The organism is Mycobacterium gordonae, assembly GCF_017086405.1.
In the GTDB taxonomy this organism is placed as follows: domain Bacteria; phylum Actinomycetota; class Actinomycetes; order Mycobacteriales; family Mycobacteriaceae; genus Mycobacterium; species Mycobacterium gordonae_D.
In genome coordinates this window covers 926,452-950,348 of the sequence record NZ_CP070973.1, presented here as the reverse complement: position 1 = coordinate 950,348, position 23,897 = coordinate 926,452, and the positions used below count along the sequence as shown (strand labels likewise).

Sequence of the window (23,897 nt, the reverse complement as noted above, 5' to 3'; positions counted from 1 at the left end):
CCGCGCCGTCAGTTGTCCACAGGGCCATCGCGAGCGCAACCTGGGACTCGGGTGTGCGTGCTGGGAGCAGAACCGGCCCGGATCCCGCCCTGCCCGCACAGGCGAAGCCGCTAGCCCACACTCAGCGAAAACATAGGTTTGCGCGCGACAGTGGTCCACTATGGCCGGGCAATCCCCGCGGTGGATCATGACGGCCCGCGTCCTGCGCAGGAGCGGGTTCGGGGCCATCGGCCCCGAAGTCGACGCTGTGGTGAGCCAGAACTGGCCTACCTACCTCGATACCGTCCTGGCCGCCGATCCCGACGCCGACCGCGGCGCGCTGGCCACCCCGATGCCTTCGCTCCCGACCCCGCAGCCACCCGGCAGAGGCGCCACGACGGCGGCGCGGGCGCAGTACCGCCGCCAGCTCTCCGAGCAGAACGACGAACTCACCCGCTGGTGGCTGCGTCGCATGATCGCCGCCGAACAGCCGCTGCACGAGAAGCTGACCTTGTTGTGGCACAGCCACTTTGCCACCTCCGCGCAGAAGGTGCGGATCGCGGCGTACATGGCCGCGCAGAATCAGAAGCTGCGCACGTTGAAGCTGGGCGACTTCCGGACTCTGGCGTACGCCATGCTCACCGACGCCGCGATGCTGCGCTGGCTGGACGGACAGCTCAACACCGCCAGGGCCCCGAACGAAAACCTGGCCCGCGAGTTCATGGAACTGTTCACCCTCGGCCACAACAACGGCTACACCGAGGACGACGTGCGCGCCGGCGCCCGCGCACTGACCGGGTGGACGATCCGTGACGGCGAGGCCGTACTGGTCCCACGCCGCCACGACGCGGGATCCAAGACGCTGTTCGGGGTCGCCGGCGACTTCGACGCCGCCGGGTTCTGCGACGCGGTCCTGGCGCGGCCCGGTTCTGCGGCCCATGTCGCGAGGCGGCTGTGGCAGCAGCTGGCGTCCGACGAGCCGCCGACCGCGCCGGCGCTGCAGCGCGTCGTCGCCGCCTACGGCCCGCAGCGTGACCTCAAGGCCCTGACCCGCGCCATTCTCACCGACGAGGAGTTCACCGGCGGCCGCGCGACCGTCGTCAACAACCCGGTCGAGTGGCTGGTCGGGGTGATCCGTGCGTTCAGCGTCCCCGACCAGCACGGCAAACTGATCGAGACCACCCTCAAAGCCTTGGGCCAGCGGCCGTTCTTCCCCACCGACGTCAACGGCTGGCCGAGCGGCCAGGTTTGGCTGACCACCGCCTCGGCACGTACCCGGTGGCGCGCCGCGGCGCAGTTGGCCCGTTCCGCCGACCTGTCGCTGATCGAGGGCGCCGCCGCCGGTGACCGTGTCGACGCCGTCGGCTATCTGATCGGCGTGGGTTCGTGGACCGACCGCACGGTGGACGCGCTGCGCCCGCTGGTTCGCAGACCGGCGCAACTGGTCGCGGCCGCCGTCAACACCCCGGAGTACCTGACGTCATGAACCGCCGCAAATTCCTGATAGCCGGTGCCGGGGTGGGTGCGCTCGGTCTGCTGTCCGGCAGCGTGGCAGTCGGTTGGGAGGACCTGCTGCGCGCCGCGGACGACGGACCGCTGGCCGACAACGTCGGCGTCCTGGTCATCGTCACGCTCTACGGCGGCAACGACGGCGTCAACACCGTCATCCCCTACGCCGACCCCGCCTACCACGATGCCCGGGCGGACCTCGCCTACGCCCCCGGGGACGTCCTGCACCTCGACGATCAGCTCGGCCTGAACCCCGCGCTGCGGGGCCTGGCCCAGCTGTGGCGCGATCGGCACCTCGCGATCGTGCGCGGCGTGGGTTACCCCAAGCCCGATCACAGCCACTTCCGGTCCATGGACATCTGGCAGACGGCGTCGCCGGCCGCACCGGTTGCCACCGGCTGGATCGGACGGTGGCTGGACGCCACGGGTGACGACCCGCTACGCGCGGTCAGCGTCGGCAGCGTGCTGCCACTGCTTGCGGTGGGCGAAAAGCACACCGCTGCGGCGCTTTCCACTGCCCAGATCGCCGCGAGCGGCACGCACCCGGTCCGGTCCACGGTCGAAGCCCTCGGTGTGGACGACCCGCGGGACACTCCTGCGATGGCAGCGGTACGCCGGACCTATCGCGCCGCGCAATCGACAGATGTGGCGTTCGAGAACGTCACAGGGATCGAGTCGACCAACGCCCTGGCCAGCCGTTTGAATGTGGTCGCCGCGGCGATCATGGCCCGGGTGCCCACCCGGGTGTACATGGTGCATCTCGGCGGCTTCGACACCCACGCCGACGAGCGCGGGACGCAGCAACGGCTGCTGCAGACGTTCGACGAGGCGATCACGCCTTTCCTGCAGCAGATGGCCGGCGACCGGTGCGGCCGCAACGTGGTGGTGCTGGCCTACTCCGAGTTCGGTCGCCGGGTAGCCGCCAACGCCTCCCAGGGAACCGACCACGGCACCGCCGGGCCGGTCTTCGTCGCCGGCACGCCGGTCCGGGGCGGCTGGTACGGCCAGGAGCCGAGCCTCACCGACCTCGACCACGGAGATCTGAAGTACACCACCGACTTTCGCGACGTTTACCACGAGCTGCTGGCCCGGACGTTGGGCACCGACCCCACACCGTCGGTCGGCGCCGGCCGCACCGGCCTGAGATTTCTATAGCAGGCTGACGCAGTCGCGGGCGATGGCCAGTTCCTCGTTCGTCGGCACCACCAGGACCGTTATGGGCGAATCGTCGGCGGAGATTCGGCGCGCGCCGGAAGCCGCGGCCGAATTGCGGTCCTCGTCGAGGACGACGCCCAACTCCCCCAACCCCGCCAACGCATCCCGGCGCACCGCCGCGTCGTGCTCGCCGATCCCGGCGGTGAAGCTGACCACGTCGGTATGTCCGAGCACGGCCAGGTAGGCGCCGAGGTACTTGCGCAGCCGGTGGATGAACACATCGTAGGCCAATGTCGCCGCGGCATCACCGGATTCGATCATGGTGCGCAGCCGGCGGAAATCCCGCTCACCGGCCAGCCCGAGCACCCCGGACCGCTTGTTGAGCATTGATTCGATCTCTTCGACGTCCATTTTCGCGGTCCGCCATAGATAGCTGAAAACCCCCGCGTCGATGTCACCGCTGCGGGTGCCCATCACCAGGCCCTCCAACGGCGTCAGCCCCATCGAGGTCTCGACCGGGCGCCCGCCCGCGATGGCCGATGCGGACGCGCCGTTGCCCAGGTGCAGCACGATCTGGTTCAGCTCGTCGGTAGGCCTGCCCAGAAAAACCGCCGCCTGCTGGCTGACGTATTCGTGTGAAGTGCCGTGGAATCCGTATCGGCGGATCTGCCATCTGTCCGCGAGGTCACGGTCGATGGCGTAGGTCGCGGCAGCCGCCGGCAGATGGTGGAAGAAAGCCGTGTCGAACACCGCGACATGGGGCACACCCGGCAGCAGTTTGCGCGCCACTTCGATGCCCTGGACGGCGGGTGGATTGTGCAGCGGGGCCAGCGGCGAGAGCTCGTCGAGTTCGCTGATCACCTCGTCGTTCAGTAGCGTCGGACGATGAAAACGGTTGCCGCCGTGCACCACCCGGTGCCCGACCACAACCAGCCCGCAGTCGTGCAGGTCGATGCCGTCGTCGTGCAGCATCTCGAACGCGCGACGCAGCGCATCGTCGTGGTCGGCGACCGGCGATGTCGGCTCCCCGATCTGTTCGACGGTGTCGGCAGCGCGCGAGGCACCGGAGTCAGGGTCGACGAGCGCGAATTTCAGCGACGAGGACCCGGAGTTGATCACCAGGACCAGCCGGTCACCCATGGATGCCCTGCGCCTGAATCGCGGTGATCGCCACCGTGTTGACGATGTCTTCGACCAATGCGCCCCGGGACAGGTCGTTGACCGGCTTGCGCAGACCCTGCAGGACCGGGCCGATAGCGATGGCGCCCGCGGAGCGCTGCACCGCCTTGTAGGTGTTGTTGCCGGTGTTCAGGTCGGGGAAGATCAGCACGGTGGCGCGACCGGCCACCGGCGAGTCGCGCATCTTGGTGGCCGCGACCGACGGGTCGACCGCCGCGTCGTACTGGATCGGCCCCTCGACCAGCAGCTGCGGATCCCGGGACCGCACCAGTTCTGTTGCCTTCCGGACCTTTTCGACGTCTGCGCCGGAGCCCGAGTCGCCCGTCGAGTAGGACAGCATGGCCACCCGCGGGACGATGCCGAACTGGGCGGCCGTGCGCGCCGAAGAGATCGCGATGTCGGCAAGCTGTTCGGTGGTCGGGTTGGGGATGATGGCGCAGTCGCCGTAGGCCAGCACCCGGTCGGGCAGACACATCAGGAAGATGCTGGACACGGTGGACACGTCGGGCACCGTGCGGATGATCTCCAGCGCCGGGCGTACGGTGTGCGCGGTGGTGTGGACAGCGCCGGACACCATCCCGTCCACTTTGCCGTTGTACACCAGCATGGTGCCGAAGTAGGTGGCATCGTTCATGATCTCGCGCGCTTGCTCCAGCGTGACGCCCTTCGCCTTGCGCAGGTCGGCGTATTGCTGCGCGAACTGCTCGTGCAGGTCGCTGCCGCGCGGGTCGATCACCGTCGCATCGTCCAGGCTGACGCCGAGTTCCGCGGCGCGGGAACGCACTTGGGACTCGTCACCCAGGATGGTCAGGTCGGCGACGGAGCGCTGCAGCAGCCGGCCCGCCGAGCGCAGGATCCGGTCGTCCTCGCCTTCGGGCAACACGATGTGTTTGCGGTCCGTCCGGGCCCGCTCCTGCAACTGATGGGTGAACATCTGCGGCGTGGTGACCGTCGGGATCGGGATGGTCAGCTGCTCGAGCAAGTCGTCGGCATCGACATGCCGATCCATCAACTGCAGCGCGGTGTCGATCTTGCGTTGCGAGGAAGCGGTGACCCGGCCGCGCGCCGTGGCCGCCGCGCTGGCCGCGTCGTAGGTGCCCAGCGCGGTGGCGATGATGGGTAGCCGCAGCCGCAGCCCGGCCACCAAGGCCGCGATCGACGGGTGCAGATCGAAGCCGCCGTTGAGCACCAGACACGACAATGACGGAAACCCTTCTGCCGCATGGGCGCTGACGACCGCGAGCACCACGTCCGAGCGGTCGCCGGGTGTGATCACGGCCATGCCGTCCCGCAACCGCTCCAGGCAGTGGTCGGCGGTCATGCCGGCGACCATCACGCCCATCACCTCGCGCTGGGCCAGTTGCTCGTCACCGCGGATCGGTGTCCCGTCGACCGCGGCCGTCAGTTCGGCCACCGTCGGCGCGGCCAACAGCGGCTCCTCGGGCAGCACGTAGGCCCGCGGGGTGAACTTGCGCAACGCGTCCGCGACGGCCTGCAGGTCGCCGGGTTCACACCGGTTGGCGACGACGGCCGCGGTGTGCGCCCGCTGCGCGGACAGCTCGGCCAGACACACCTCGACGACGCTGGCGACCTCGTCTGGGGTGCGACGCGTGCCACGCACGGTCAGCAGCACCGGCGCACCCAGGTTGACCGCGATGCGCGCGTTCACCGAGAGTTCGGCCGGACTGGTCACGTCGGTGTAGTCGCTGCCGACGATCACCACCGCGTCGCAGTGCTCGGCCACCGCGTGGTATGCCTCGACGACGCGCGCGATCGCGGCGTCGCTGTCGTCGTGCAACTGCTGGTAAGTCACCCCGACGCACTGCTCGTAGGTGAGGCCCGCGGTGGAGTGCTCGAGCAGCAGCTCCAGGATGTAGTCCCGTTCTTCACCGTGGCGCGTAATGGGCCGGAAGACACCGACTTTGGCGACCGTGGCCGCCAGCCGGTGCATCAGCCCCAGGGCGATCGTGGACTTGCCGGTCTCCGATTCGGGCGCCGCGATGTAGATGCTGGAGGCGGACACGGCTGGCGTGTCAGCCAAGTCTACGGAGTCGCGGCGCCAGATCTTTCTCGAACAACTCCAGGAACCGGCGTTGGTCGTGTCCGGGCGAATGGAACACCAGGTGGTTGAGGCCCCACGTCACGTATTGGCCGACCTTCTCCACGGCTTCGTCCGGGTCCGACGCGACGATCCAGCGCTTGGCGATCTGCTCGATGGGCAGCGCGTCGGCGGCCTTCTCCATCTCGATCGGGTCGTCGATGCTGTGCTTCTGCTCGGCGCTCAGCGACAACGGCGCCCAGAACCGGGTGTTCTCCAGCGCCAGGTCCGGGTCGGTGTCGTAGGAGATCTTGATCTCGATCATCTTGTCGATGTCGTCGTCGTTGCGGTCGGCCGCCGCGGCGCCTTCCTTCACGGCCGGGATGAGCTTCTCGGTGTAGAGCTCCTCCCCCTTGCCGGAAGTGCAGATGAAGCCGTCGCCGGCGCGACCGGCGTACTTCGCGACCGCCGGCCCGCCGGCGGCGATGTAGACGGGTACACCGCCTTTGGGCACGTCGTAGATCGAGGCGCCCTTGGTGCGGTAGTACTCGCCGTCGAAGTCGACGCGGTCACCGCGCCACAGCTCGCGCATCAGCCGCACCGACTCGCGCAGCCGGGCGAACCGTTCCTTGAATTCGGGCCAGGCGCCCTCGTATCCGGTGGCGATCTCGTTCAGTGCCTCGCCGGTGCCGACACCCAGGAACACCCGGCCCGGGTACAAGCAGGACATGGTGGCGAAAGCCTGGGCGATGACGGCGGGGTTGTACCGGAAGGTCGGGGTGAGCACCGACGTGCCCAACTGCAGCCGTTCGGTGCGTTCACCCACCGCCGTCATCCAGGCCAGCGAGAACGGGGCGTGCCCGCCCTTATGCCGCCAGGGCTGGAAGTGATCGCTGACGGTGGCGCTGTCCATGCCGTGTCCTTCGGCCAGGACGGCCAGTTCAACGAGCTCACGCGGTGCGAATTGTTCGGCGGACGCCTTGTACCCAAGTTTCAGTTCAGCCACCAGTCTTTTCTACTCCTCGTGGCTTCTAGGCTCACCGTCGCGACCCGCTTCGCCCCGGCTTCGCCGCGCTTGCGATCGCTCCTAGGCTCACCGTCGCGACCCGCTTCGGCCCGGCTTCGCCGCGCTTGCGATCGCTCCTAGGCTGATCGGCATGTCCGGCCAGACACAGCTTGTTCAGATAACCGACAAGGTTCACCTCGCACACGGCCCCGCGGTCAACTGGACGCTGGTAACCGACGACACCGGCGTCATGCTGATCGACGCCGGCTATCCGGGTGACCGCGGGGAGGTGCTGACCTCGCTGCGCAAGCTCGGTTACGGACCCGCCGATGTGCGCGCGATCCTGCTGACCCACGCCCATATCGACCATCTGGGCACCGCCATCTGGTTCGCCGCCGAGCACGGCACGCCGGTGTACTGCCACGCCGACGAGGTGGGTCACGCTAAGCGCGAATACCTGGAACAGGTGGCGATCGGTGACCTCGCGCTGCGGCTGTGGCGCCCGCGCTGGGCGGCGTGGACGGTGCACGTGGTGCGCAGTGGCGGCCTGATCCGTGACGGGATACCGACCACGCAAGCATTGACGCCGGCGGTTGCCGCTGGATTGCCCGGCCACCCCCAGCCCGTGTTCAGTCCCGGACACACCAACGGCCATTGCTCATATCTGGTCGACGGGGTGCTGGCCAGTGGCGACGCGCTCATCACCGGCCATCCGCTGATCCGTCAGGACGGACCGCAATTGCTTCCCGCCATCTTCAGCTACAGCCAGCAGAACTGCATCCAGACCCTGTCGGTGCTGGGCCAGGTGCAAAGCGAAGTGCTGGCCCCCGGCCACGGCCCGCTGTGGCGTGGGGCGATGCGCGAGGCCACCGACGCGGCACTCAAGCGCGCCCGGGCGAGCTGATCCCGGTGCATCAGCCGCCTGAGAACAAGTGCGGAATTGACAGAGCGGAACCCGCTACCGTCATACGTTAAAGCGGCCCTCGAGCCGACCCACGGTCTCCCCGACACCGATGTCGGCGCCCAACGTGACGCGTTGACGACGCAATTTGGGATCGGTAGCGATGCCCTTGATATGCAATGTGACCGTGGCAGAATCCGCCGCCAGACAACGGCGCCCAATTATGGAAGGACACAATATGGTCAGCACGGTGAAGCGAAGTCTCGCCGGCGTTCTGATGACCGGCTTCGGCGCAGTCGCTACGTTGTGGCTCACCGCCGTGGGACCGGGCACCGCGACAGCCCACGCCGATTTGGTGTATGACCCGGTCGGCCACGGCACCTGGTGCCCGGGCGACCCCGTTTGGTGGCAGATCCGTGACTTGGCCGCCGGCTGGGACATGAACACCTGCCACGAGGTCCACCAGGTATCCGGAGGCGTCTGGGCCGAGGGCCCACTTCCGCCGGGCACTTTTGTCTGCCCACCGATTTCCTTCATGTGTCCCTGACCGTTGACGGCCGGACCGTAGGCGGCCGGGAAACGTCGGACCCGAAAGCTGCGACAGCCACTCTCGGCTCAAGCAGCAGAGTCCGCGTTCCCGACCGCCTACCCGTCGGACGACCCACTTCGGCGAGTGGTCACTCGCCCAGCTCTCCGGTCGCGAACATGATTGCCCCGCAGATAATTTCGTCATCCTGGAACAAAAGCTCGTAAGCCATCCCCGATCACCTCCTTGTCGTCCTCGCTGGTAAGACAATCATATGTCACAGCAACTATTGCTTAGTGCACCAATTTTCAGGACCGTCATACCCACGTGGAATGTCTGTGTGCGACAAGAGAAATAGGACCGCTAACCGCTGCGCGGGTCGCTCAATCCCAGATTCTCTCGCAGCGTCCCACCCGGGTACCCGGTCCGGAATGCGCCGCGCTCCTGTAGCAGGGGGACCACGCGGTCGACGAACTCGTCGAGGCCATGCGGCGTCAGGTGCGGAACCAGGATGAACCCGTCGCACGCGTCGGCCTGCACGTAGCAGTCGATCTCATCGGCGATCTGTGTTGGCGTGCCGACGAATTGTTCCCGACTGGTGGCCGCGGTCACTAGGTCGCGGATGGACAGGTTCTCCGCTTCGGCCCGCGCCCGCCAGCGTCGCGCCACCGCAACGGGGTCACCGTGGCGCACCCGCCCCTGGGTGATGTCGCTGTCGACGACCGGATCGAACTCGGGTAGCGGCCCGTCCGGGTCGAAGCCGGAGAGCTCGCGTCCCCAGAGCTGTTCCAGCATCACGATCGCCGTCGCCCCGCTGACCTGCTGACCACGGATGTGCCGGGCCTTGTCCTCGGCTTCGCCGGCGGTGTCGCCGAGCACGAAGGTAGCAGCCGGAAAAACCTTGAGCGAGTTGGGATCCCGGCCGAACTTGCGGGCCCGGCCCTTGACGTCGGAGTAGTAGCGTCGGCCGTCCTCGAGTGAACCGTGCAGCGTGAACAGCGCGTCGGCATACCGTGCGCCGAAGTCGCGTCCCTCGTCGGAGTCACCAGCCTGCAGCAGCACCGGGTGGCCTTGTGGGCCCGCCGGCAGGGTCGCGAAGCCGCGGACGTCAAACTGCGAACCCGTGAATTCAACGCTGCGGATCCCGGCCGGGTCCACGTAGACGCCGTCCGCGCGCAGCACCGCATCCGGTGTCCAGCTGTCCCAGAACATGCGCGCCACGGTGACGAACTCCGCGGCCCGCCGGTAGCGGTCGGTGTGGGCGAGAAAACCACCCCGGCGAAAGTTGGCGCCGGTGAAGGCATCCGACGACGTGACGATGTTCCAGCCCGCCCGGCCATCCGACAGGTGATCAAGCGTGGCGAATTGCCTTGCAACTTCGAAGGGTTCGTTGAAGGTGGTGTTGATGGTTCCGGTCAGCCCGATGCGGTCGGTGACGGCGGCCAGTGCCGCGAGCACGGTGAAGGTGTCCGGGCGGCCCACCACGTCCAGGTCGTGTATGCGGCCACGGTGCTCGCGCAGGCGCAATCCTTCGGCCAGGAAGAAGAAGTCGAACAGTCCGCGTTCGGCGGTGCGCGCTAGGTGCACGAACGACTCGAACTCGATCTGACTACCCGCGGCCGGGTCGGTCCACACCGTCGTGTTGTTGACACCCGGGAAGTGGGCCGCAAGATGAATCGGCTTGCGGCTCAACGGGTCAGTCCCCACTCTTGCGCGATCAGCTCGTGCGAGCGCAACCGGTCGCAGTGGCGGTGGGTGACGGAGGTGACGACCAGTTCGTCGGCTCCGGTGACCCGCGACAGCGCCCGCAGCCGATCGGCCACCTCCTGCGAGTTGCCGACGAATCGTGTTGCCAGGCGGTCCTTTACCAATTCATGTTGCTCATCGGTGAGCGGACCGCAGTCAGCCGGGGCCGGATAGGGCATGGCGCCGACGCCGGTTCGGATGGAGTACACCCAGTGGCCGTACCCGGCCGCCAAGCGCTCAGCGGTCGCGCTGTCGTCGGCGACCACGATATCGGCGGACACCACCACATGCGGCTCGGCCAGGGCCGCCGACGGCACGAACGTGTCGCGGTATGCCTCGATGGCCTCGAGCGCGGTGGCCGGCGTGATGTGGTAACTGGCAACGAACGGAAGCCCCAACGCCCCGGCAACCCGGGCACTTTGGCCCCGCGTGCTGCCGAAGATCCACGGCCGCAGTCCGCATCCCTCGCCAGGAACCGCATGCACGTCGAACTCCCCCGCACGGTAACTGCCCTCCAGGAGAGCGAGGATGTCCTTGACCTGCTCGGCGAAATCGGGCGAAATCGCTTCGGGCTGTTGCAGGATCGCCATGGTGGCCGCCAGCCGTTCGAGGTCGAGCATGCCGCGCAGGTCGAATGGCGTGGGAACCACCACACCGTCGACCTCGTGCCACACCCGCGGCGGACGGGCCTGGCGGGGCTTCTTCGGCTTGCCCTCCTCCGAGCGACGCTGCCCAGACCGGCCGACACCGAGGTCGATGCGGCCGGGGTAGAAGGCGTCGAGCATGCCGAAGTTCTCGACGACCGCGACGGCGGTGGTGTAGCCGAGTTGCACGGCCGCCGCGCCCACCCGAATTGTGTTGGTAGCCGCGGCGATCTGACCGATCAGGACGGCGGGTGAGGAACTGGCGACACCCACGAAGTGATGTTCGGCGATCCAGTATCGGCGGTAGCCCCACCGCTCGGCGTGCTGCGCCAGGTCGATGGTGTTGCGCAGCGCGGTCGCCGCGTCACTGCCGGCGCTGATCGGCGCCAGGTCCAGGATCGACAACGGAATCATCGTTGCACCGCCTGGTATCGGTTGAGCGCCGGGGGAAGCTTGAGCCGTTGGCGCAGCGTCTCGCCATCGCGGTAGGCAGAGCGGAACTGGCCCGCGCGCTGCAGTAGCGGCACCACCTCGTCGACGATCACCGGGAGGTCGCTGCCGTGCACTGCGGGACGCAGCCGCACACCGTCGATACCCACGCGCTGCCAGGCCAGCAGCATGTCCACCAGTTCGGCTGCCCTGCCGCCCCAGACCAGCGTGTCGGACCGGAAGTCCGTCTCGCCGTGGAACGAAACCACGATGTCGGCGAAAACTTTCAGATGCTCACCGACCCCGCGTACCTCGTCCACGAGACCCTGTACCGACGTGTCGGCAGGCGTGACGAACACGATGTCGGCGCTGTCGGCGGCGAACTCGTAGACCGACGCGGCGTGGGCCAGAGCGGCGATCACCGGCTGGCCCTGCGGGGGACGGGGCGTGATCGACGGCCCTTTCACGGCGAAGAAGGGGCCAGTGAAGTCGATGTAGTGCAGCTTGTCCCGGTCGACGTAACGGCCGGTGGCGACGTCGCGGATCACCGCGCCGTCTTCCCAGCTGTCCCACAACCGGCGCACCACCTCGACATGGTCCCGGGCTTCGGGAAACAGCTCTTCGGGCCGCACGGTACGCCTGCCGAACAGCGCCGCCTCGTGCGTGGTGACGCTGACCCGTGGCTGCCAGCCGGCCCGGCCGTGTGACACATAGTCAAGAGTGGCAATGGCTTTGGAGATGTGGAAGGGCTCGGTGTGGGTGACGGTGGCGACCGGGATCAGCCCGATGTGCCGGGTGGCCGGCGCGACGCGGGCGGCAACCAACACGGCGTCACCACGACCGGCCAGCCGTCGGGGATCGATGCGCTCGCGGCGTCCCGGCTGTGGCATCAGCGAGTCGTCGATGGTCAGGAAGTCGAGCATGCCGCGTTCGGCGGTCACCGCGAGATCGGCCCAGTACCCTCCGCTGAGCACCGAGCGGGTTTCGCTCGTCAGCGCCCAGGCCTGCGTATGCCAGCCGTACCCGTCCAGCGCGACGCCGAGATGAAGCGTCATGTGAGTGCCTTCAGAAAAGCGATCGGAAACACCGGGCCCTGCGACGGCAGCGGTTCGGACAACCGGGTGTACCCCGTGGCTTCGTAGAGCTCCTCGGCCTCATGCTGCCGGTCGCCGGTGATGAGATACACCCTGGTGTAACCACGGGTGGCGATCTCCGATTCCAGCGCCGCCAGCAGAGCTCTGGCGTAGCCGCGGCGACGGTGCTCGCGGTGCGTCCAGATCCGCTTGAGTTCGGCGGTTTCGGCATCGAACCGGCAGAAGGCTCCGCCGGTCACCGGTTCGCCGTTCAGCAGGCCGAGCAGCATCCCGCCCTGGGGAGCCGAGAACTCGCCCTCGGGACCGTCGATGAGCCACTCGGCGATCCGTTGTGGATCCGCGCCGTAGCGTTGCGCGTACTCGTCGGCCAGCGCAACCAGCAGCGGCTCGGCCAGCGGGTCAGTCAAGGCGGCCGGCACAAAGCGCAGCTCGCCCGTCACCGCTGCGCCAACCTCGCGGTGACGTAGCGGGGGGTGATCGCCAGATCGTGCGGGCTCACCCGTCGCCGCCCCGCCAACCCGACGTTGGACAGCAACTCGATCAGCGTCTGGTCGGCGATCTGCCAGCCGTGCGCCTCGAGATTCTCCGGTAGAGAACCGAATTCGGCGGAGTAGGTCAACTTGCCCAGGTCGATGTCCAGGCCCTCCTGCCGCCAGCCTTCGATGAAGGCCCGCCCCTCTTGCAGCTGCACATCGGTCCACGGCATGTGGTCGGCGGCAAACCGGCTGCCGGCCGCGCTGGACGCACTCAGCTGATGCAGCAACCGATCCTGGGCGTCCGGCGGCAGGTAACCCACCAACAGGTTTTCGGCGATCCAGACCGTCGGCTGGGCGGGGTCGAATCCGACCCGGCACAGCGCCGACAGCCAATCGTCGCGCAGGTCGACGGCCACCGCACACCGATGCGCGGTCAGCTTCCCGCCCAGCTCCCGAAGCACCTGCGACTTGAAATCCATTACTCCCGGCTGGTCGCACTCGTACACCGTCGTGCCGGGCGGCCACCACAACCGGTACGCCCGCGTGTCCAAACCGCAGCCCAGGTTGACCGCCTGACGGATACCGTCTCGTGCGGCCGTGGTCAGATACTCGTCCAAGAACCGGCCGTGCACGGCGAGGATGTTGAGCATTCCGTACATGACCGGGTCGCCGCCGCCGTCGGCCGCGTACTGCTCGTCCTCAATCACCCGGACGAAGTAATCCACGCCGGCGGCGCGCACCAACGGGTCGGCGAACGGATCGTTGATCAGACCCTTGTTGGTTCCCACCGCCCTGGCGACCGCACCGAACGTAGCGGTCATGCCGACGCTGGTGGCCGGGTCCCAGGTGTCTCCGTCGGTACGTGCCATCTGGTGCGGCCGTCAGCCGTCCGAACCGTGCCGGCCCGCGCGTGCTGAGAGGACTGTGACAGCCGCCCGCCACCCGAGCAGGAACACGGCGGTCACCGTCGAGGCGACCACCACGAAGGCCCCGGCCACGCTGGCTGAGCTGGCCTTACGCAGCAGCATTCCGACCACCACGGTCGATACCCAGACGATCACTCCGGTGGGCGCCACGGCCGTCGGACGACGCCAGCCCTGCGATATGAGCCAGCCCAGGGCCGTTCCGCTGAGGAACGGCCAGGCGGTCGTGGCCAACCCGCTGACGTTGACGCCTTCATCGTGGCTGCGGCGTCCGAGGGCACAGAAGACCAGCACCGCCACCACGTCTACACCGAGCCACGCCAGCCCCCGCCGCGGTTGCATGCAGCGAGACTACCGGGCGAAGGCAGGATTGACCCATGAGCACCGATACCCATGACCGCAAGCCGCCGGCATTCGATCCTTTTGACCCGCTGGGGCTGGACGCGTCGCTGTCCAGCGACGAGATCGCCGTGCGCGACACGGTCCGGGCGTTCTGCGCGGAGCAGGTGATACCGCACGTCGGCCAGTGGTTCGAGGACGGCGACCTGCCGGTGGCACGTGACCTGGCCAAGCAATTCGGCGAGCTCGGCCTGCTGGGCATGCATCTCGAGGGCTACGGCTGCGGCGGCGCGTCCGCCGTCCACTACGGATTGGCCTGCCTGGAGCTGGAGGCCGCCGACTCCGGCATCCGGTCGCTGGTGTCGGTGCAGGGGTCGCTGGCGATGTTCGCGATCTGGAACAACGGGTCGGAGGAGCAAAAGCAGCGGTGGTTGCCTGGCATGGCGGCCGGCGAGTTGCTCGGTTGCTTCGGCTTGACCGAACCCGACGCGGGATCAGACCCGGCCGCGATGAAGACCCGAGCGCGACGCGACGGCTCGGATTGGGTGCTCAACGGTCGCAAGATGTGGATCACCAACGGTTCGATCGCGGATGTCGCGGTGGTGTGGGCCGCGACCGACGAAGGGGTTCGCGGCTTCATCGTCCCGACGGACACCCCGGGGTTCTCGGCCAACACCATTCACCACAAGCTGTCGCTGCGGGCGTCGATCACCAGTGAGTTGGTGCTCGACGACGTACGGTTGCCCGACGATGCCTTGTTGCCCGGTGCGGTGGGCCTCAAGGGACCACTGGCCTGCCTGTCCGAAGCGCGCTACGGCATTGTCTGGGGCTCGATGGGTGCGGCCCGTTCGGCCTGGCAGGCCGCGCTGGAGTACGCGAGCCAGCGCACCCAGTTCGGACGCCCGATCGCCGGGTTCCAGTTGACCCAGGCCAAGCTGGTGGATATGGCGGTCGAACTGCATAAGGGGCAGTTACTGTCGCTGCACCTGGGCCGGCTCAAAGACGGCGTGGGCCTGCGCCCGGACCAGGTGAGCTTCGGCAAGCTCAACAACACCCGCGAGGCGATCGAGATCTGCCGCACGGCGCGAACAATATTGGGCGGCAACGGAATATCGCTGGAGTACCCCGTGATCCGGCACATGGTCAACCTGGAATCGGTGTTGACTTACGAGGGCACCCCGGAGATGCATCAGCTGGTCCTGGGTCAGGCGTTCACCGGCATAGCCGCATTCCGGTGACGCGGCGGCCCGGGGCACACTGTGGGTGACATCTTTGGCGCTGTCGCCCACGGGAGACGGCACCGAGCCATACACTTGCCGCGTGAACCTCAGCAAAGCCATTGCCGGTGTAGCGATGGCCCCTGTCCGGGCCGGCGTCGCGGTGGCCGACGCCGGACTCGCCGTCGGTGCCATGGCGCTCGGGGCTGTGAAGCAGTCCTTGGGCGAGGAAGCCCCGAAGACAGTCGACCCGATTACCGACCTGTTTCCGTTGCGCGGCGCACTCGTTGGCGCCAACCGAGTTGCCGAGTTGACCGAAAACGACCGAGCGATGGGGCGCGCCCTGATCCGCGGTGGGCCGGCGGACAAGCTGATGCGTCCGGGTGGGGTTGTCGACCTGTTGACCGCGCCCGGCGGGTTACTCGATCGGGTATCCGTCGAGGGCAGCGCGTTGGAGCGGATCCTGGAGCCCGGCGGGCTCGCGGATCGGCTGCTCGCCACGGACGGGCCCCTCGAGCGGATGTTCGCCGAGGACGGGATTATCGAGCGGATGTTCGCCGAGGACGGGATCGTCGACAAGCTGCTGGCGAAGAACGGACCGCTCGAACAATTCACCGAGGCCGCGGAAATCCTGAGCCGGCTGGCGCCCGCCGTGGAGCGGATGACGCCCACGGCTGACACCCTTGAGTCTGCGGTCGATAGCCTCAACAGGATGATCACCTCGATGAGTGGCATCACCGAGCGCATTCCGCGGCGACGGTCCGCGCGGCCGGCTGTGCGCGCAAAGCGCAACGTGGACCAGGACGCCATCGAACAGTGAAAACGCTTGCCCGCCTTGCGTTGATCGCCACCCTATCGTTGTGCCTGGCGCCGACGGCAGCGGCCGACCCCGGGGGGCTGCCCCCGATGAATTCCACCGGTAGCGGACCCGTCATCGGCGGCGGCGGTAACGCGAGCGCGATCTCCCAGCAGCTGTTCAGCTTCCATGACCCGAATGTGCAGGAGGTCGACGGTTCCGACGCGGCGCAGTTCATCAACGCCGCAGCCGCTCTCACCAATCGCGATCTCGCCACCGTCTTCCAACCGCTGCAACGGGCCTTGGGTTGTCAAACGAACGGGGCCGGGTTCGGGGCGCGCGCCTACCGCCGGGCCGACGGCCAATGGGGTGGCGGGATGCTGGTGATCGCCAAGAGTGGCGTCTCCGATGTCGATGCCCTCACCGCCTGCGCCAAGTCCAGTTGGCGCCGGGCGACGATGGGCACGCCGACGTCGATGTGCAACAGCGGATGGAGTTACCCGCCATACAGTTTCACCCACAAGGGCGAGGGCTATTTCGTCCTGCTTGCCGGGACGAACTCAGACTTTTGCAATCCTCCAAATGCCAACTTCCGGAACACCGCGAGCGCCTGGCCCACTTAGAAGGGCGGGGGTTCGCCCTCGGGTGGTCCGGGGCCGTCGGTGGGGTGGTGGGCGGTGGTGCGGTTTTGGTGGTTGGAGCGGCGTTGGGCGGCGACGCGGCGGGTGCGGGTGCGGCGGCGTTAGCGCATCATCGCGGTGCGTTGGCCGCAATAGTCCTGCTGTGGTGGGGTCTGGGCTTCGGGGGCGGGCGTGCCGCCCACGGCGTGGCACAGGCTCGGGAACAGCAGGGTTGAGCCGGGAGTGGTGACATGAGTCTCCCCGGCCGGGGAGGTCAGGATCAGGGTGCCGTCGGCGAGTTGTTTCCCGGTCCAGCCCCAGAACGTCTTCATCAGGTGGTGAAACAGGTTGGCCCGAAAACCATTCACTTTGCGCTGGTGGCGGTGACGCAGCGGTGTGCCCCTGACCTGCGATTACAAAGCTACCGGTTGTCGGTTTCAGCGGTACAGTTGAGTCCATGTCGGAAACCAATTCGTCTGCGATTGACGAGTACGTGCGTCGTGTCGCGGCCGAAGCACCACCGTTGACTGCCGAGCAGCGCGCCAAGCTTCGGACTTTGCTGAGACCTACGACGAGTGCGAAACCGTCGACATCAACTGACCGTTAGCGAAGCGGGCAATCCGAGACGAATCGCCTCGCGGAAACCCTCCAACGCGCTTGAGGGCCTCGGTGGTTATAGTTGTTCGGACTGAGCGAAGGCGCGTTCAAATCCAAGTAGATCGCGAAGAACGGGGGAGCTTTGGATCCACTTGACAGCGCATATACAAGGTTTCAAGAACTCAAGCAAGAGGTTGCTACCTTGAGCGAAACGCTGGTGACTGAAGCAGACGTTCGCGCGAAAGTTATCAATCCGATTTTCACCAATGTACTCGGCTGGCATGCTTCCGAGTTCCTAGCGGAAAATGCAACTGCAGGTGGCTTTGTTGACTACGTCTTCACAATCGACGGGCGATCAAGACTGATCGTTGAAGCTAAAAAAGATGGTCGCAGTCTCGATGTTGACGCCCGAGACACCGGAAGAGGTCACATTTTAAACGGACCGATTTTTAGATCGGAAGCGGCGAAGGAAGGCGTAGAACAGGCGATTCGATATTGCGGCAGCAAGAACGCCGAATTGGCTTGTGTCACAAATGGACGCCAATGGATTGTGTTCAGAGGAAACCGACTAGGCGACGGCACCGACACGATGCGCGGTATGGCCTTTGCCTTTTCGACGCTCGAAAGCGTTTCGGATAACTTCAAGTTGTTCTATCATCTCCTATCGCGTGATGACGTGGAGCGGCATGAGTACAGGGCTTACTTCCAAGAGGTTGAGGGGCAACCGATCCGTCGGTCTGCGTTCGCGAAGAGCCTCCGGGAACGAGGCTCTGCCAATCTATTGACGATGTCCGTTCTTGCGTCAGATCTCGATCGAGTGATGACGGCATTCTTCGATCGTCTCACTGGCGATGACGATCCAGACCTCTTGTCTGACTGCTTCGTCACAACAGCAGAGAGCGAGGTAGCAGATGCGCGCCTCGCGAGGATTTCCGAAGATATTATTCAGCGCGTTCGGTCAATAGACTCAGGAGATCCAGAAGTCTTACTCCAACTTATCCAAAGGGCGGCTCAAACTAAGCGACATGAATTCGTGGTCATCGTCGGCGCAAAGGGCGCAGGAAAAACAACATTTATCACGCGATTCTTCGCAAGGGTGCTTCCGCGGCAACTCGCTAGTCAATGCATTTCATGTCGAATAAATATGGCGGACAGCACAGGCGACAGTTTGTCGGTCATCGAGTGGCTCGATCAACACCTTTTGGAGTCTCTGGAAGAAGCTATATACGGCGATGACCCTCCCGCATTTGAGGAACTCGAAGGAATGTTTTTTGACGAGTACCGTCGTTTGAGTCGTGGTCCGTGGAACCGCTTGTATGAAACGGATAAGGTGCAGTTTCAGATAAAGTTTGGCGAATCTATCGAAGTCAAAAGACAGAGCCGACCTAACGACTACATAAATGGACTTGTTCGCCACGTCGTCACAGGCCGCAAGAGGATTCCGGTAATCATCTTCGATAACGCCGATCACTTCGACATCGCCTTTCAGGAAAAGGTCTATCAATACGCGAGATCAATCTATGAAAAATCTGTATGCCTGATCATTCTACCTATTACCGACAGGACTAGTTGGCAACTTTCCAAACACGGGGCCCTTCAGTCATTCGACCACGAAGCGCTTTTTCTTCCTACTCCGCCAACTGAGGAAATCATTCGCAAGAGAATCGACTTCCTCCAAAATCGTGCGGAAGATGCCGATCGGCAGCGTCCTGACGACAGATACTTTGTTAAGCGAGGCATTTCCCTGAGCGTGAAGGATCTCACCGCGTTTACGCAGTCACTCCAGAGAGTTTTCCTGCAGACAGACAATGTGTCCAGATGGATCGGCGCACTCGCCAATAGCGATGTACGCCGATCTTTGCGGCTCGCAAGGCAGTTTGTAACTTCGGGACATCTCGCGGTCGAAGACTTGCTGAAAGCCTATCTTGCAGGTGAGGCCGGCATGGTGTCGCGCCACAAGGCGATGAATGCGATCCTCCGCGCTAACTACGATATTTATCCAGTGGAGCAACATGAGTTCGTCCAAAATATCTTTGGAATGGTCGACTCTGACTCGTCTCCACTGACGGGTCTATCAGTTCTTCAGCTATTAGACGATACGCCACTCGAAGAGGGTATCGGCCGCCTCATCTCGGTCAGCCAGATTATCCAGTACTGCGAAGGGCTAAACTTTGATGCGCGTGCAGTCTATAGCTGGTTAGACGCACTCCTGAAAACGGGTTTATGTTACGACTACGATCCAACAGTGACAGACGTGACGGCCGCCAACCGCGTCGAAATTACTTCTGCGGGCGAGCAGCACCTTCATTGGGCGAGGACCGACTTTGAGTATCTATCGACAATGGCTGACGTCACGCCTGTGCGTGAGCGCGAAGTATTCGAGGCCATGCGGAGCGCAATCAGTCATCGCGGCGGCGGTTGGCGCGGAAAAACTAGAGCATTTGTCGATTACCTTCTGGGCGAAGATGCCCTTTACTCCATCATTCCCGACCATACTGCGTATGACGGACAGCGCAGGTTAAGGGATAACTTGCGGCACGCAAGCAGCGAGTTGACGAGGGCAATGGAAAGATTAGCGTCCAGCCCGCGAAGTTCTGGCCGATAACTGGCCATCGCCTACACCGCTCCCCAGACACGGGCATACGGGCGAACACTCGTCACCAAATCCACGTCGAGGCGTTCCAGCAGGCGCAGTTGCCCAACCTCGGGATTTCCCGTCACGCCGAACGGTGCCTGTCGACGCGCGAACAACCGGGACGCTTGAATCAATGTCGCGAGCTTGACCGCTCCCGGCACTTCCGGCCAGCCCCACTTCGCCGTGACTTTCACCCCGGTTTTCGCTGCGATCCGGCGTCACAGGACTGCCCGCGCCAATGATCAGGGATGTCCACACGCCACCGTTCGCAACGGCGTTGACCGGCGCGGGAAGATAGCCGGTGATCGGCGCATACCCACCAGCGGTGGCCGTTTCGATCGCCAGCCCGTCCACCGTGGCGAAGTCATCCACTGGGATGATCCAACGGCGGCGACCGATGTCAGAACGCGCTGCAGGGCCAGCAACGGGTGATTCTTGAACCAAGTTCGGCCGAATTGAACGACGACAAGCGGTTGTAAGCAAAAGAGCAGTGGGACAACGGGGTTAAGGGGTGTCAACTGTCCGAACTTTTCATTCGTGCGACTCCCGGAGAAATCCTTTTGTCGACGTAACTGGTAGAATGAAGCCGTCGCGGTTTGGCAGGTGAGATAGGCACGGTTCGGCTAATTGCGGCGTGGCAGGCAGGGCTTGGCGCGGATTGGCAGGGCACGGCAAGGCAGGTTCGGCGAGGCACGGTAGGCAGGGTCCGTTACCGCATGGCTCGGCAGGCATGGCATTGATGACTGAGGCGGTACGCCAAATGGCTTACCGCCTCAGTCTCGTTAAGTTGTCGTTCCGCAGGCGATTTCAACGATCCCCCGTGCTGGAATTGCATTCACGGCACGCCGGTTGCAGATTGCTCGGATGATTGGACCCGCCTGCGTCAACGGACACGATGTGATCCCACGTTGTCGCCCATCCGGTGCAGCGTCTTCAATCCTCAGAACGCAGCGCAAACCGATTGGTTTGGGTATCGCGAGGTAAGCCCGATCTCGCCGTGTTTGGCGATTGGGTTTGGCGTCGCGCACCCGGTCGTTGGCCTTGTTGTGTTGGCGTTCGTGTGCCGGGTAGCGATGCCGGGTTGCTTGTTGGCGTCGTGAATTCCTTGTGTGACGAAGTAGTCAGGACAGCCGGCAACTACGCAGGGTCTCTTAACTGGCATCGTTGTTAGGAGCGATTGAAGTGGACTTGGTAGGTGTCGGTGCGGGTGTATCTGCCTTTGTTGGTGTTCGGTTTGGGTGCCGAGAGCTTCATCTCACCGCGCTTAACGCGTTGCGCGTCAACGATTTCGAAGTCACCAGGCAAAGCGATCTCTGGTCGCGCGACTATTGTGCCGTGCTCACATTGCGGCGTGAAGGCTTGTTCGAAGTGGGCGCCGATGATGTCGGTGTGCCCGTTGACTACCGCAACCGTGGTGCCCCGAAAGGTCAGCGCCAACTCGACCGCATCGGGTATCCGCTCGTCTTCGCCCACCACTTCGATGAGCACGTAGGTGTCGGGCATGTCAGCGTCGGCGAACAATACCGCTGGGCGTGCCCTTCAGGACTCCGGAATTGACGTCGCCGAGGTGATCCGCTCCGACCCGGCCACCGCCTGAATCGAGACCCTTGGCACAGATAGGAGCATCACGAGCTCGCTCAGCGCGACTTCACCGACACCAGTACATAAGTCCGCACCCGGCCACGCACCGAAGCGCGACACATGGACAGCAGCGGTTCGGACATCTCTTCTGCAACTACGACTTCCACCGGATTCGGGTCAGCGGCGAGCTCGACCCGGTGAGTGCCGCCCGCCGTGTGCTCGACCCTCAGCGGCGAGAAGGCGTCGATCCGGTCTTCGCCCAATGCTTCACGTGCGAAGTGCTGCGCGGCCTGCACCACATGTGGCAGGCACGTGCGTCCGCGCAGATACCTATGGTCCAGCCGCCGGTCGAGGTACAGCCGCACCAGGCCGGCCGAATCGGTTGAATCGACCCGTCCATAACACAGACCCTCGGGCAACACCAGCATCGTCGCCGCGAACCGGTCACCACCCAAATGCGAACACTCCCAGATCAATTCGGGATACTGCGCCGCGATAGCGGCCGCCGCGGCCCGGCCCCGCACCGCGCAGCACTGATCGTGCTTGCCGTGCGCGCACACCGCCACGAGTGGGCCGGCGGTCAGCTCACCGCCGGAGCCGTCCAGTGCGATATCCAGGTAGTCGTGCGGTCCGTCGACCTCCCCCTGATACAACGCCTCGCTACCCTCGTCGCACCGCGCGATGAACCACCGCCAACGCGGCGTCTCGGGGCGCCGCCCCGGCCGGCGAATCGCAGTGACCCGCATGCCTGCCGCTTCGATGCGCCGGCAGATCTGTCGTCCCAATTCGCGGTCGATGATGCCCGGTGAGTCCAGGAACGCCGATCTCCCCCACGCCCCACCGAGTTCGAGCATGGCCCAAGCGTGTCCGGCCCCCGCGGTGCCGTAGATGGGGTCATTTCGCGACAACGACTGATCACTACACGGAATCGGCTTCCCCGCGTTCACCTTTCCTCCGGCGTCGCCGTGGGGGCACCCTCCGCGGATACCACCACCGCTTCCCGCAACAGCCGCCGTATCAACACGGTCGAGTCTGCTCGATCAAGGCCGGGCAGGGTGTCGGCATCGGCGACCAGCCCACGGTGTAAGGCCTCGATCGCCGGCGCGCACGACTCGGGAAACGTCATGGTCTTCTCGGGCAGCCGCAGGACTACGCGGCCGTCGACGAGTTGCGCTGTTCCGATCAGCCCGTGCCGCCATCGAACCGATATCGCTCCGGCCCGTTCGGCGTCCTGCAGCGTGGCCAGCACCTGGACCGGTACGGGTCTGGTGTTCTGAGCGTGACGGTCCGACAGACGCGCGGCCGCCCCCTCGCTCAGATCGGCGGCCCGATCGCGCACGGTGTCGACCAGGTGCGCCAGTATCTTGCTCGTCGTCGCCGCCATGTCGTCGCGATTGGTCACATTGATGCCCAGCGGCAGCGGCCTTCTGAACTCAGCATCCGCACCGAGCGTGTCGACGACCGCACGGACCACGTCGAGATACGTCGTCGCCGACACCCCGACGGTCAGGTGGATCGACGTGGTTCCCAGCGACCGGGCCGAATGCACCCAACCTCGGGGGAGATACAGGGCGTCGCCGGCTGACAGGACGGTATCGATGACCGGGTCTTCCTTGATCCGCGCAGTGATGGCGTCGCGGTGTTGTGTCCAGGGCTGCGACGGCAGCGGATGCTGATGGACGGGCTCGTGCACCGTCCAGTGCTTCTCACCCGAGACCTGCAGGACGAACACGTCGTGCACGTCGTAGTGCGGGTCGAACCCGCGATTGCCGGGCGGAGTCACATAGGCGTTCGCCTGCACCGGATGCCCAAGATCGTCGACCATGGACCGAACGAAGTCGACCAGCGGCGGCCACAACCGGTGCAGCCCTTGCAGGACAATCGTTGCGCCGGCGGCGAACTCGGCCAGCACTTTGGCCGAGTCCACCTGATCCGGCATCTCGGCTCCGAACCCTGCGGGACCGACATAGCAGTCCCGGGCCAGCACGTCGCCGGCCTTCGCCATCCGAATGAACGGCGTACGAACCCCGCGCCGGCTAATCAACTCGTCGACCGCGGCCGGCGACAGCAGATCACTGAAATCGCGCGGCAGCTCGTCGGCGCGGCTGAGCAGGGGCCTGCGGCCCCAATGCCGGGTTGCGAACAACCCGGCATCGGCAGCCGCACAGCGACTCAACATCTAGCGGCTCAGCTAGAGGTGGTCACGCAGTCCCATCAGCGCCGCCGTCGTGACCTTCGGGGTTGGAGCCACCGTCGGCAGTGCCTTCACCCTTCGAACCTTCGCTCGCCGTTCCGTCGGCTCCGCCGTCGTGGCCTTCGGGATTGGAGCCACCGTCGGCGGTGCCTTCGCCTTCGCCGCCAGAGGTGGTGATGTCGTCGTCGTCGAGGGGCATGAGATTCTCCTTCATTTCTCCGGGGATCGCGCACCGAGGGTGTACACGCGCGAAGCTCCCATTAAACGCCGCGGCGATGTCTCGATGTCAGGCGACTTTCGGCTGGTTGAGTCG

The 23,897-nt window shown here is 65.4% G+C and carries 22 protein-coding genes and 2 pseudogenes; 8 read left to right on the top strand and 16 right to left on the bottom strand.

What is annotated here, in order from left to right; all coding sequences use genetic code 11:
• Positions 1-160: 160 nt before the first annotated feature.
• Positions 161-1,465, top strand: coding sequence for a DUF1800 domain-containing protein (locus tag JX552_RS03980; RefSeq protein WP_205876200.1), 1,305 nt, complete (start codon positions 161-163; stop codon positions 1,463-1,465).
• Positions 1,462-2,643 (top strand): DUF1501 domain-containing protein, encoded by a 1,182-nt coding sequence (locus JX552_RS03975; RefSeq protein WP_205876199.1) that lies wholly within the window; start codon positions 1,462-1,464, stop codon positions 2,641-2,643. Before JX552_RS03980 ends, JX552_RS03975 begins: the two co-directional genes overlap by 4 nt.
• Here the strand turns inward: JX552_RS03975 and JX552_RS03970 are convergent.
• From JX552_RS03970 to fgd, 3 genes are read right to left on the bottom strand one after another with little or no spacing between them, the layout of a single operon-like run.
• Complete coding sequence (locus JX552_RS03970; RefSeq protein ID WP_205876198.1) at positions 2,638-3,783, bottom strand: acetate kinase; 1,146 nt, start codon at positions 3,781-3,783, stop codon at positions 2,638-2,640. The genes JX552_RS03975 and JX552_RS03970 overlap by 6 nt on opposite strands.
• On the bottom strand, positions 3,776-5,845 hold the full coding sequence (pta, locus tag JX552_RS03965; RefSeq protein WP_205876197.1) for a phosphate acetyltransferase: 2,070 nt from the start codon (positions 5,843-5,845) through the stop codon (positions 3,776-3,778). The genes JX552_RS03970 and pta overlap by 8 nt, the downstream gene beginning before the upstream one ends.
• Positions 5,846-5,855: 10 nt before the next feature.
• Positions 5,856-6,866, bottom strand: a complete 1,011-nt coding sequence (fgd, locus tag JX552_RS03960; protein ID WP_205876196.1) for a glucose-6-phosphate dehydrogenase (coenzyme-F420) — start codon at positions 6,864-6,866, stop codon at positions 5,856-5,858.
• Between the two features lie 151 nt (positions 6,867-7,017).
• Between fgd and JX552_RS03955 the strand changes: the two genes are divergently transcribed.
• Together JX552_RS03955 and JX552_RS03950 are read left to right on the top strand one after the other, a co-directional pair.
• Complete coding sequence (locus JX552_RS03955) at positions 7,018-7,770, top strand: MBL fold metallo-hydrolase (protein WP_205876195.1); 753 nt, start codon at positions 7,018-7,020, stop codon at positions 7,768-7,770.
• A gap of 247 nt (positions 7,771-8,017) precedes the next feature.
• On the top strand, positions 8,018-8,314 hold the full coding sequence (locus JX552_RS03950) for a hypothetical protein (RefSeq protein WP_241010873.1): 297 nt from the start codon (positions 8,018-8,020) through the stop codon (positions 8,312-8,314).
• A 342-nt stretch (positions 8,315-8,656) separates the two neighbouring features.
• Here JX552_RS03950 and JX552_RS03945 read toward each other — a convergent pair whose 3' ends face one another.
• The 6 genes from JX552_RS03945 to JX552_RS03920 are packed head-to-tail and all read right to left on the bottom strand — an operon-like array spanning position 8,657 to position 13,947.
• Positions 8,657-9,985, bottom strand: a complete 1,329-nt coding sequence (locus tag JX552_RS03945) for an NtaA/DmoA family FMN-dependent monooxygenase (RefSeq protein ID WP_205876193.1) — start codon at positions 9,983-9,985, stop codon at positions 8,657-8,659.
• A complete protein-coding gene (locus tag JX552_RS03940) occupies positions 9,982-11,097 on the bottom strand; it encodes an LLM class flavin-dependent oxidoreductase (RefSeq protein WP_205876192.1) in 1,116 nt (371 codons plus the stop codon). Before JX552_RS03940 ends, JX552_RS03945 begins: the two co-directional genes overlap by 4 nt.
• Positions 11,094-12,167: an LLM class flavin-dependent oxidoreductase gene (locus tag JX552_RS03935; protein ID WP_205876191.1), complete on the bottom strand. Its 1,074-nt coding sequence runs from the start codon at positions 12,165-12,167 to the stop codon at positions 11,094-11,096. Before JX552_RS03935 ends, JX552_RS03940 begins: the two co-directional genes overlap by 4 nt.
• Positions 12,164-12,646 (bottom strand): GNAT family N-acetyltransferase, encoded by a 483-nt coding sequence (locus JX552_RS03930; RefSeq protein WP_205876190.1) that lies wholly within the window; start codon positions 12,644-12,646, stop codon positions 12,164-12,166. Before JX552_RS03930 ends, JX552_RS03935 begins: the two co-directional genes overlap by 4 nt.
• Positions 12,643-13,551 carry an SAM-dependent methyltransferase gene (locus tag JX552_RS03925; RefSeq protein ID WP_205876189.1) on the bottom strand — a complete coding sequence of 303 codons (909 nt, stop codon included), beginning with the start codon at positions 13,549-13,551 and terminating at the stop codon, positions 12,643-12,645. The genes JX552_RS03930 and JX552_RS03925 overlap by 4 nt, the downstream gene beginning before the upstream one ends.
• Before the next feature lie 12 nt (positions 13,552-13,563).
• The gene (locus tag JX552_RS03920) at positions 13,564-13,947 is read right to left on the bottom strand and encodes a DUF3054 domain-containing protein (RefSeq protein WP_205876188.1); all 384 of its coding nucleotides are present in this window, start codon (positions 13,945-13,947) and stop codon (positions 13,564-13,566) included.
• Positions 13,948-13,982: 35 nt separating this feature from the next.
• Between JX552_RS03920 and JX552_RS03915 the strand changes: the two genes are divergently transcribed.
• From JX552_RS03915 to JX552_RS03905, 3 genes are read left to right on the top strand one after another with little or no spacing between them, the layout of a single operon-like run.
• Positions 13,983-15,182, top strand: a complete 1,200-nt coding sequence (locus tag JX552_RS03915; RefSeq protein ID WP_205876187.1) for an acyl-CoA dehydrogenase — start codon at positions 13,983-13,985, stop codon at positions 15,180-15,182.
• 34 nt (positions 15,183-15,216) lie between these two features.
• Entirely contained in the window at positions 15,217-15,981 is a 765-nt protein-coding gene (locus JX552_RS03910; RefSeq protein WP_241010872.1) for a hypothetical protein, read from the top strand.
• Positions 15,978-16,580 (top strand): hypothetical protein, encoded by a 603-nt coding sequence (locus JX552_RS03905; RefSeq protein ID WP_205876186.1) that lies wholly within the window; start codon positions 15,978-15,980, stop codon positions 16,578-16,580. Before JX552_RS03910 ends, JX552_RS03905 begins: the two co-directional genes overlap by 4 nt.
• Here the strand turns inward: JX552_RS03905 and JX552_RS31820 are convergent.
• A pseudogene (locus tag JX552_RS31820) lies at positions 16,577-16,918 on the bottom strand (hypothetical protein); the annotation flags it as partial. The gene JX552_RS03905 and the pseudogene JX552_RS31820 sit on opposite strands and share 4 nt — an antisense overlap.
• 458 nt (positions 16,919-17,376) lie before the next feature.
• Between JX552_RS31820 and JX552_RS03895 the strand changes: the two are divergent.
• Complete coding sequence (locus JX552_RS03895; protein WP_205876185.1) at positions 17,377-19,779, top strand: AAA family ATPase; 2,403 nt, start codon at positions 17,377-17,379, stop codon at positions 19,777-19,779.
• An 11-nt stretch (positions 19,780-19,790) separates the two neighbouring features.
• Here JX552_RS03895 and JX552_RS03890 read toward each other — a convergent pair whose 3' ends face one another.
• The 6 genes and pseudogenes from JX552_RS03890 to JX552_RS03865 form a co-directional block, all read right to left on the bottom strand.
• Positions 19,791-20,003, bottom strand: coding sequence for a hypothetical protein (locus JX552_RS03890; RefSeq protein ID WP_205876184.1), 213 nt, complete (start codon positions 20,001-20,003; stop codon positions 19,791-19,793).
• Positions 20,004-20,616: 613 nt separating this feature from the next.
• Positions 20,617-20,709, bottom strand: a pseudogene (locus tag JX552_RS33945) (HNH endonuclease); the annotation flags it as partial.
• A 267-nt stretch (positions 20,710-20,976) separates the two neighbouring features.
• Complete coding sequence (locus tag JX552_RS03880) at positions 20,977-21,312, bottom strand: hypothetical protein (protein WP_205876183.1); 336 nt, start codon at positions 21,310-21,312, stop codon at positions 20,977-20,979.
• A gap of 134 nt (positions 21,313-21,446) precedes the next feature.
• Entirely contained in the window at positions 21,447-22,298 is an 852-nt protein-coding gene (locus JX552_RS03875; protein ID WP_241010871.1) for a ferredoxin family protein, read from the bottom strand.
• 35 nt (positions 22,299-22,333) lie between these two features.
• Positions 22,334-23,569 (bottom strand): cupin domain-containing protein, encoded by a 1,236-nt coding sequence (locus JX552_RS03870; protein ID WP_205876182.1) that lies wholly within the window; start codon positions 23,567-23,569, stop codon positions 22,334-22,336.
• A gap of 22 nt (positions 23,570-23,591) precedes the next feature.
• Entirely contained in the window at positions 23,592-23,783 is a 192-nt protein-coding gene (locus JX552_RS03865; protein WP_205876181.1) for a hypothetical protein, read from the bottom strand.
• Between the last annotated feature and the right edge of the window lie 114 nt (positions 23,784-23,897).

Excerpts from the sequence above, each read along its gene's own strand:
- JX552_RS03865 (WP_205876181.1), bottom strand. The coding sequence starts at position 23,783 with ATGCCCCTCGACGACGACGACATCACCACCTCTGGCGGCGAAGGCGAA.
- JX552_RS03975 (WP_205876199.1), top strand. The coding sequence starts at position 1,462 with ATGAACCGCCGCAAATTCCTGATAGCCGGTGCCGGGGTGGGTGCGCTC.
- JX552_RS03870 (WP_205876182.1), bottom strand. The coding sequence starts at position 23,569 with ATGTTGAGTCGCTGTGCGGCTGCCGATGCCGGGTTGTTCGCAACCCGG.
- JX552_RS03955 (WP_205876195.1), top strand. The coding sequence starts at position 7,018 with ATGTCCGGCCAGACACAGCTTGTTCAGATAACCGACAAGGTTCACCTC.
- JX552_RS03940 (WP_205876192.1), bottom strand. The coding sequence starts at position 11,097 with ATGATTCCGTTGTCGATCCTGGACCTGGCGCCGATCAGCGCCGGCAGT.
- JX552_RS03980 (WP_205876200.1), top strand. The coding sequence starts at position 161 with ATGGCCGGGCAATCCCCGCGGTGGATCATGACGGCCCGCGTCCTGCGC.
- JX552_RS03880 (WP_205876183.1), bottom strand. The coding sequence starts at position 21,312 with ATGCCCGACACCTACGTGCTCATCGAAGTGGTGGGCGAAGACGAGCGG.
- JX552_RS03915 (WP_205876187.1), top strand. The coding sequence starts at position 13,983 with ATGAGCACCGATACCCATGACCGCAAGCCGCCGGCATTCGATCCTTTT.
- JX552_RS03970 (WP_205876198.1), bottom strand. The coding sequence starts at position 3,783 with ATGGGTGACCGGCTGGTCCTGGTGATCAACTCCGGGTCCTCGTCGCTG.
- JX552_RS03925 (WP_205876189.1), bottom strand. The coding sequence starts at position 13,551 with ATGGCACGTACCGACGGAGACACCTGGGACCCGGCCACCAGCGTCGGC.
- JX552_RS03935 (WP_205876191.1), bottom strand. The coding sequence starts at position 12,167 with ATGACGCTTCATCTCGGCGTCGCGCTGGACGGGTACGGCTGGCATACG.
- JX552_RS03920 (WP_205876188.1), bottom strand. The coding sequence starts at position 13,947 with ATGCAACCGCGGCGGGGGCTGGCGTGGCTCGGTGTAGACGTGGTGGCG.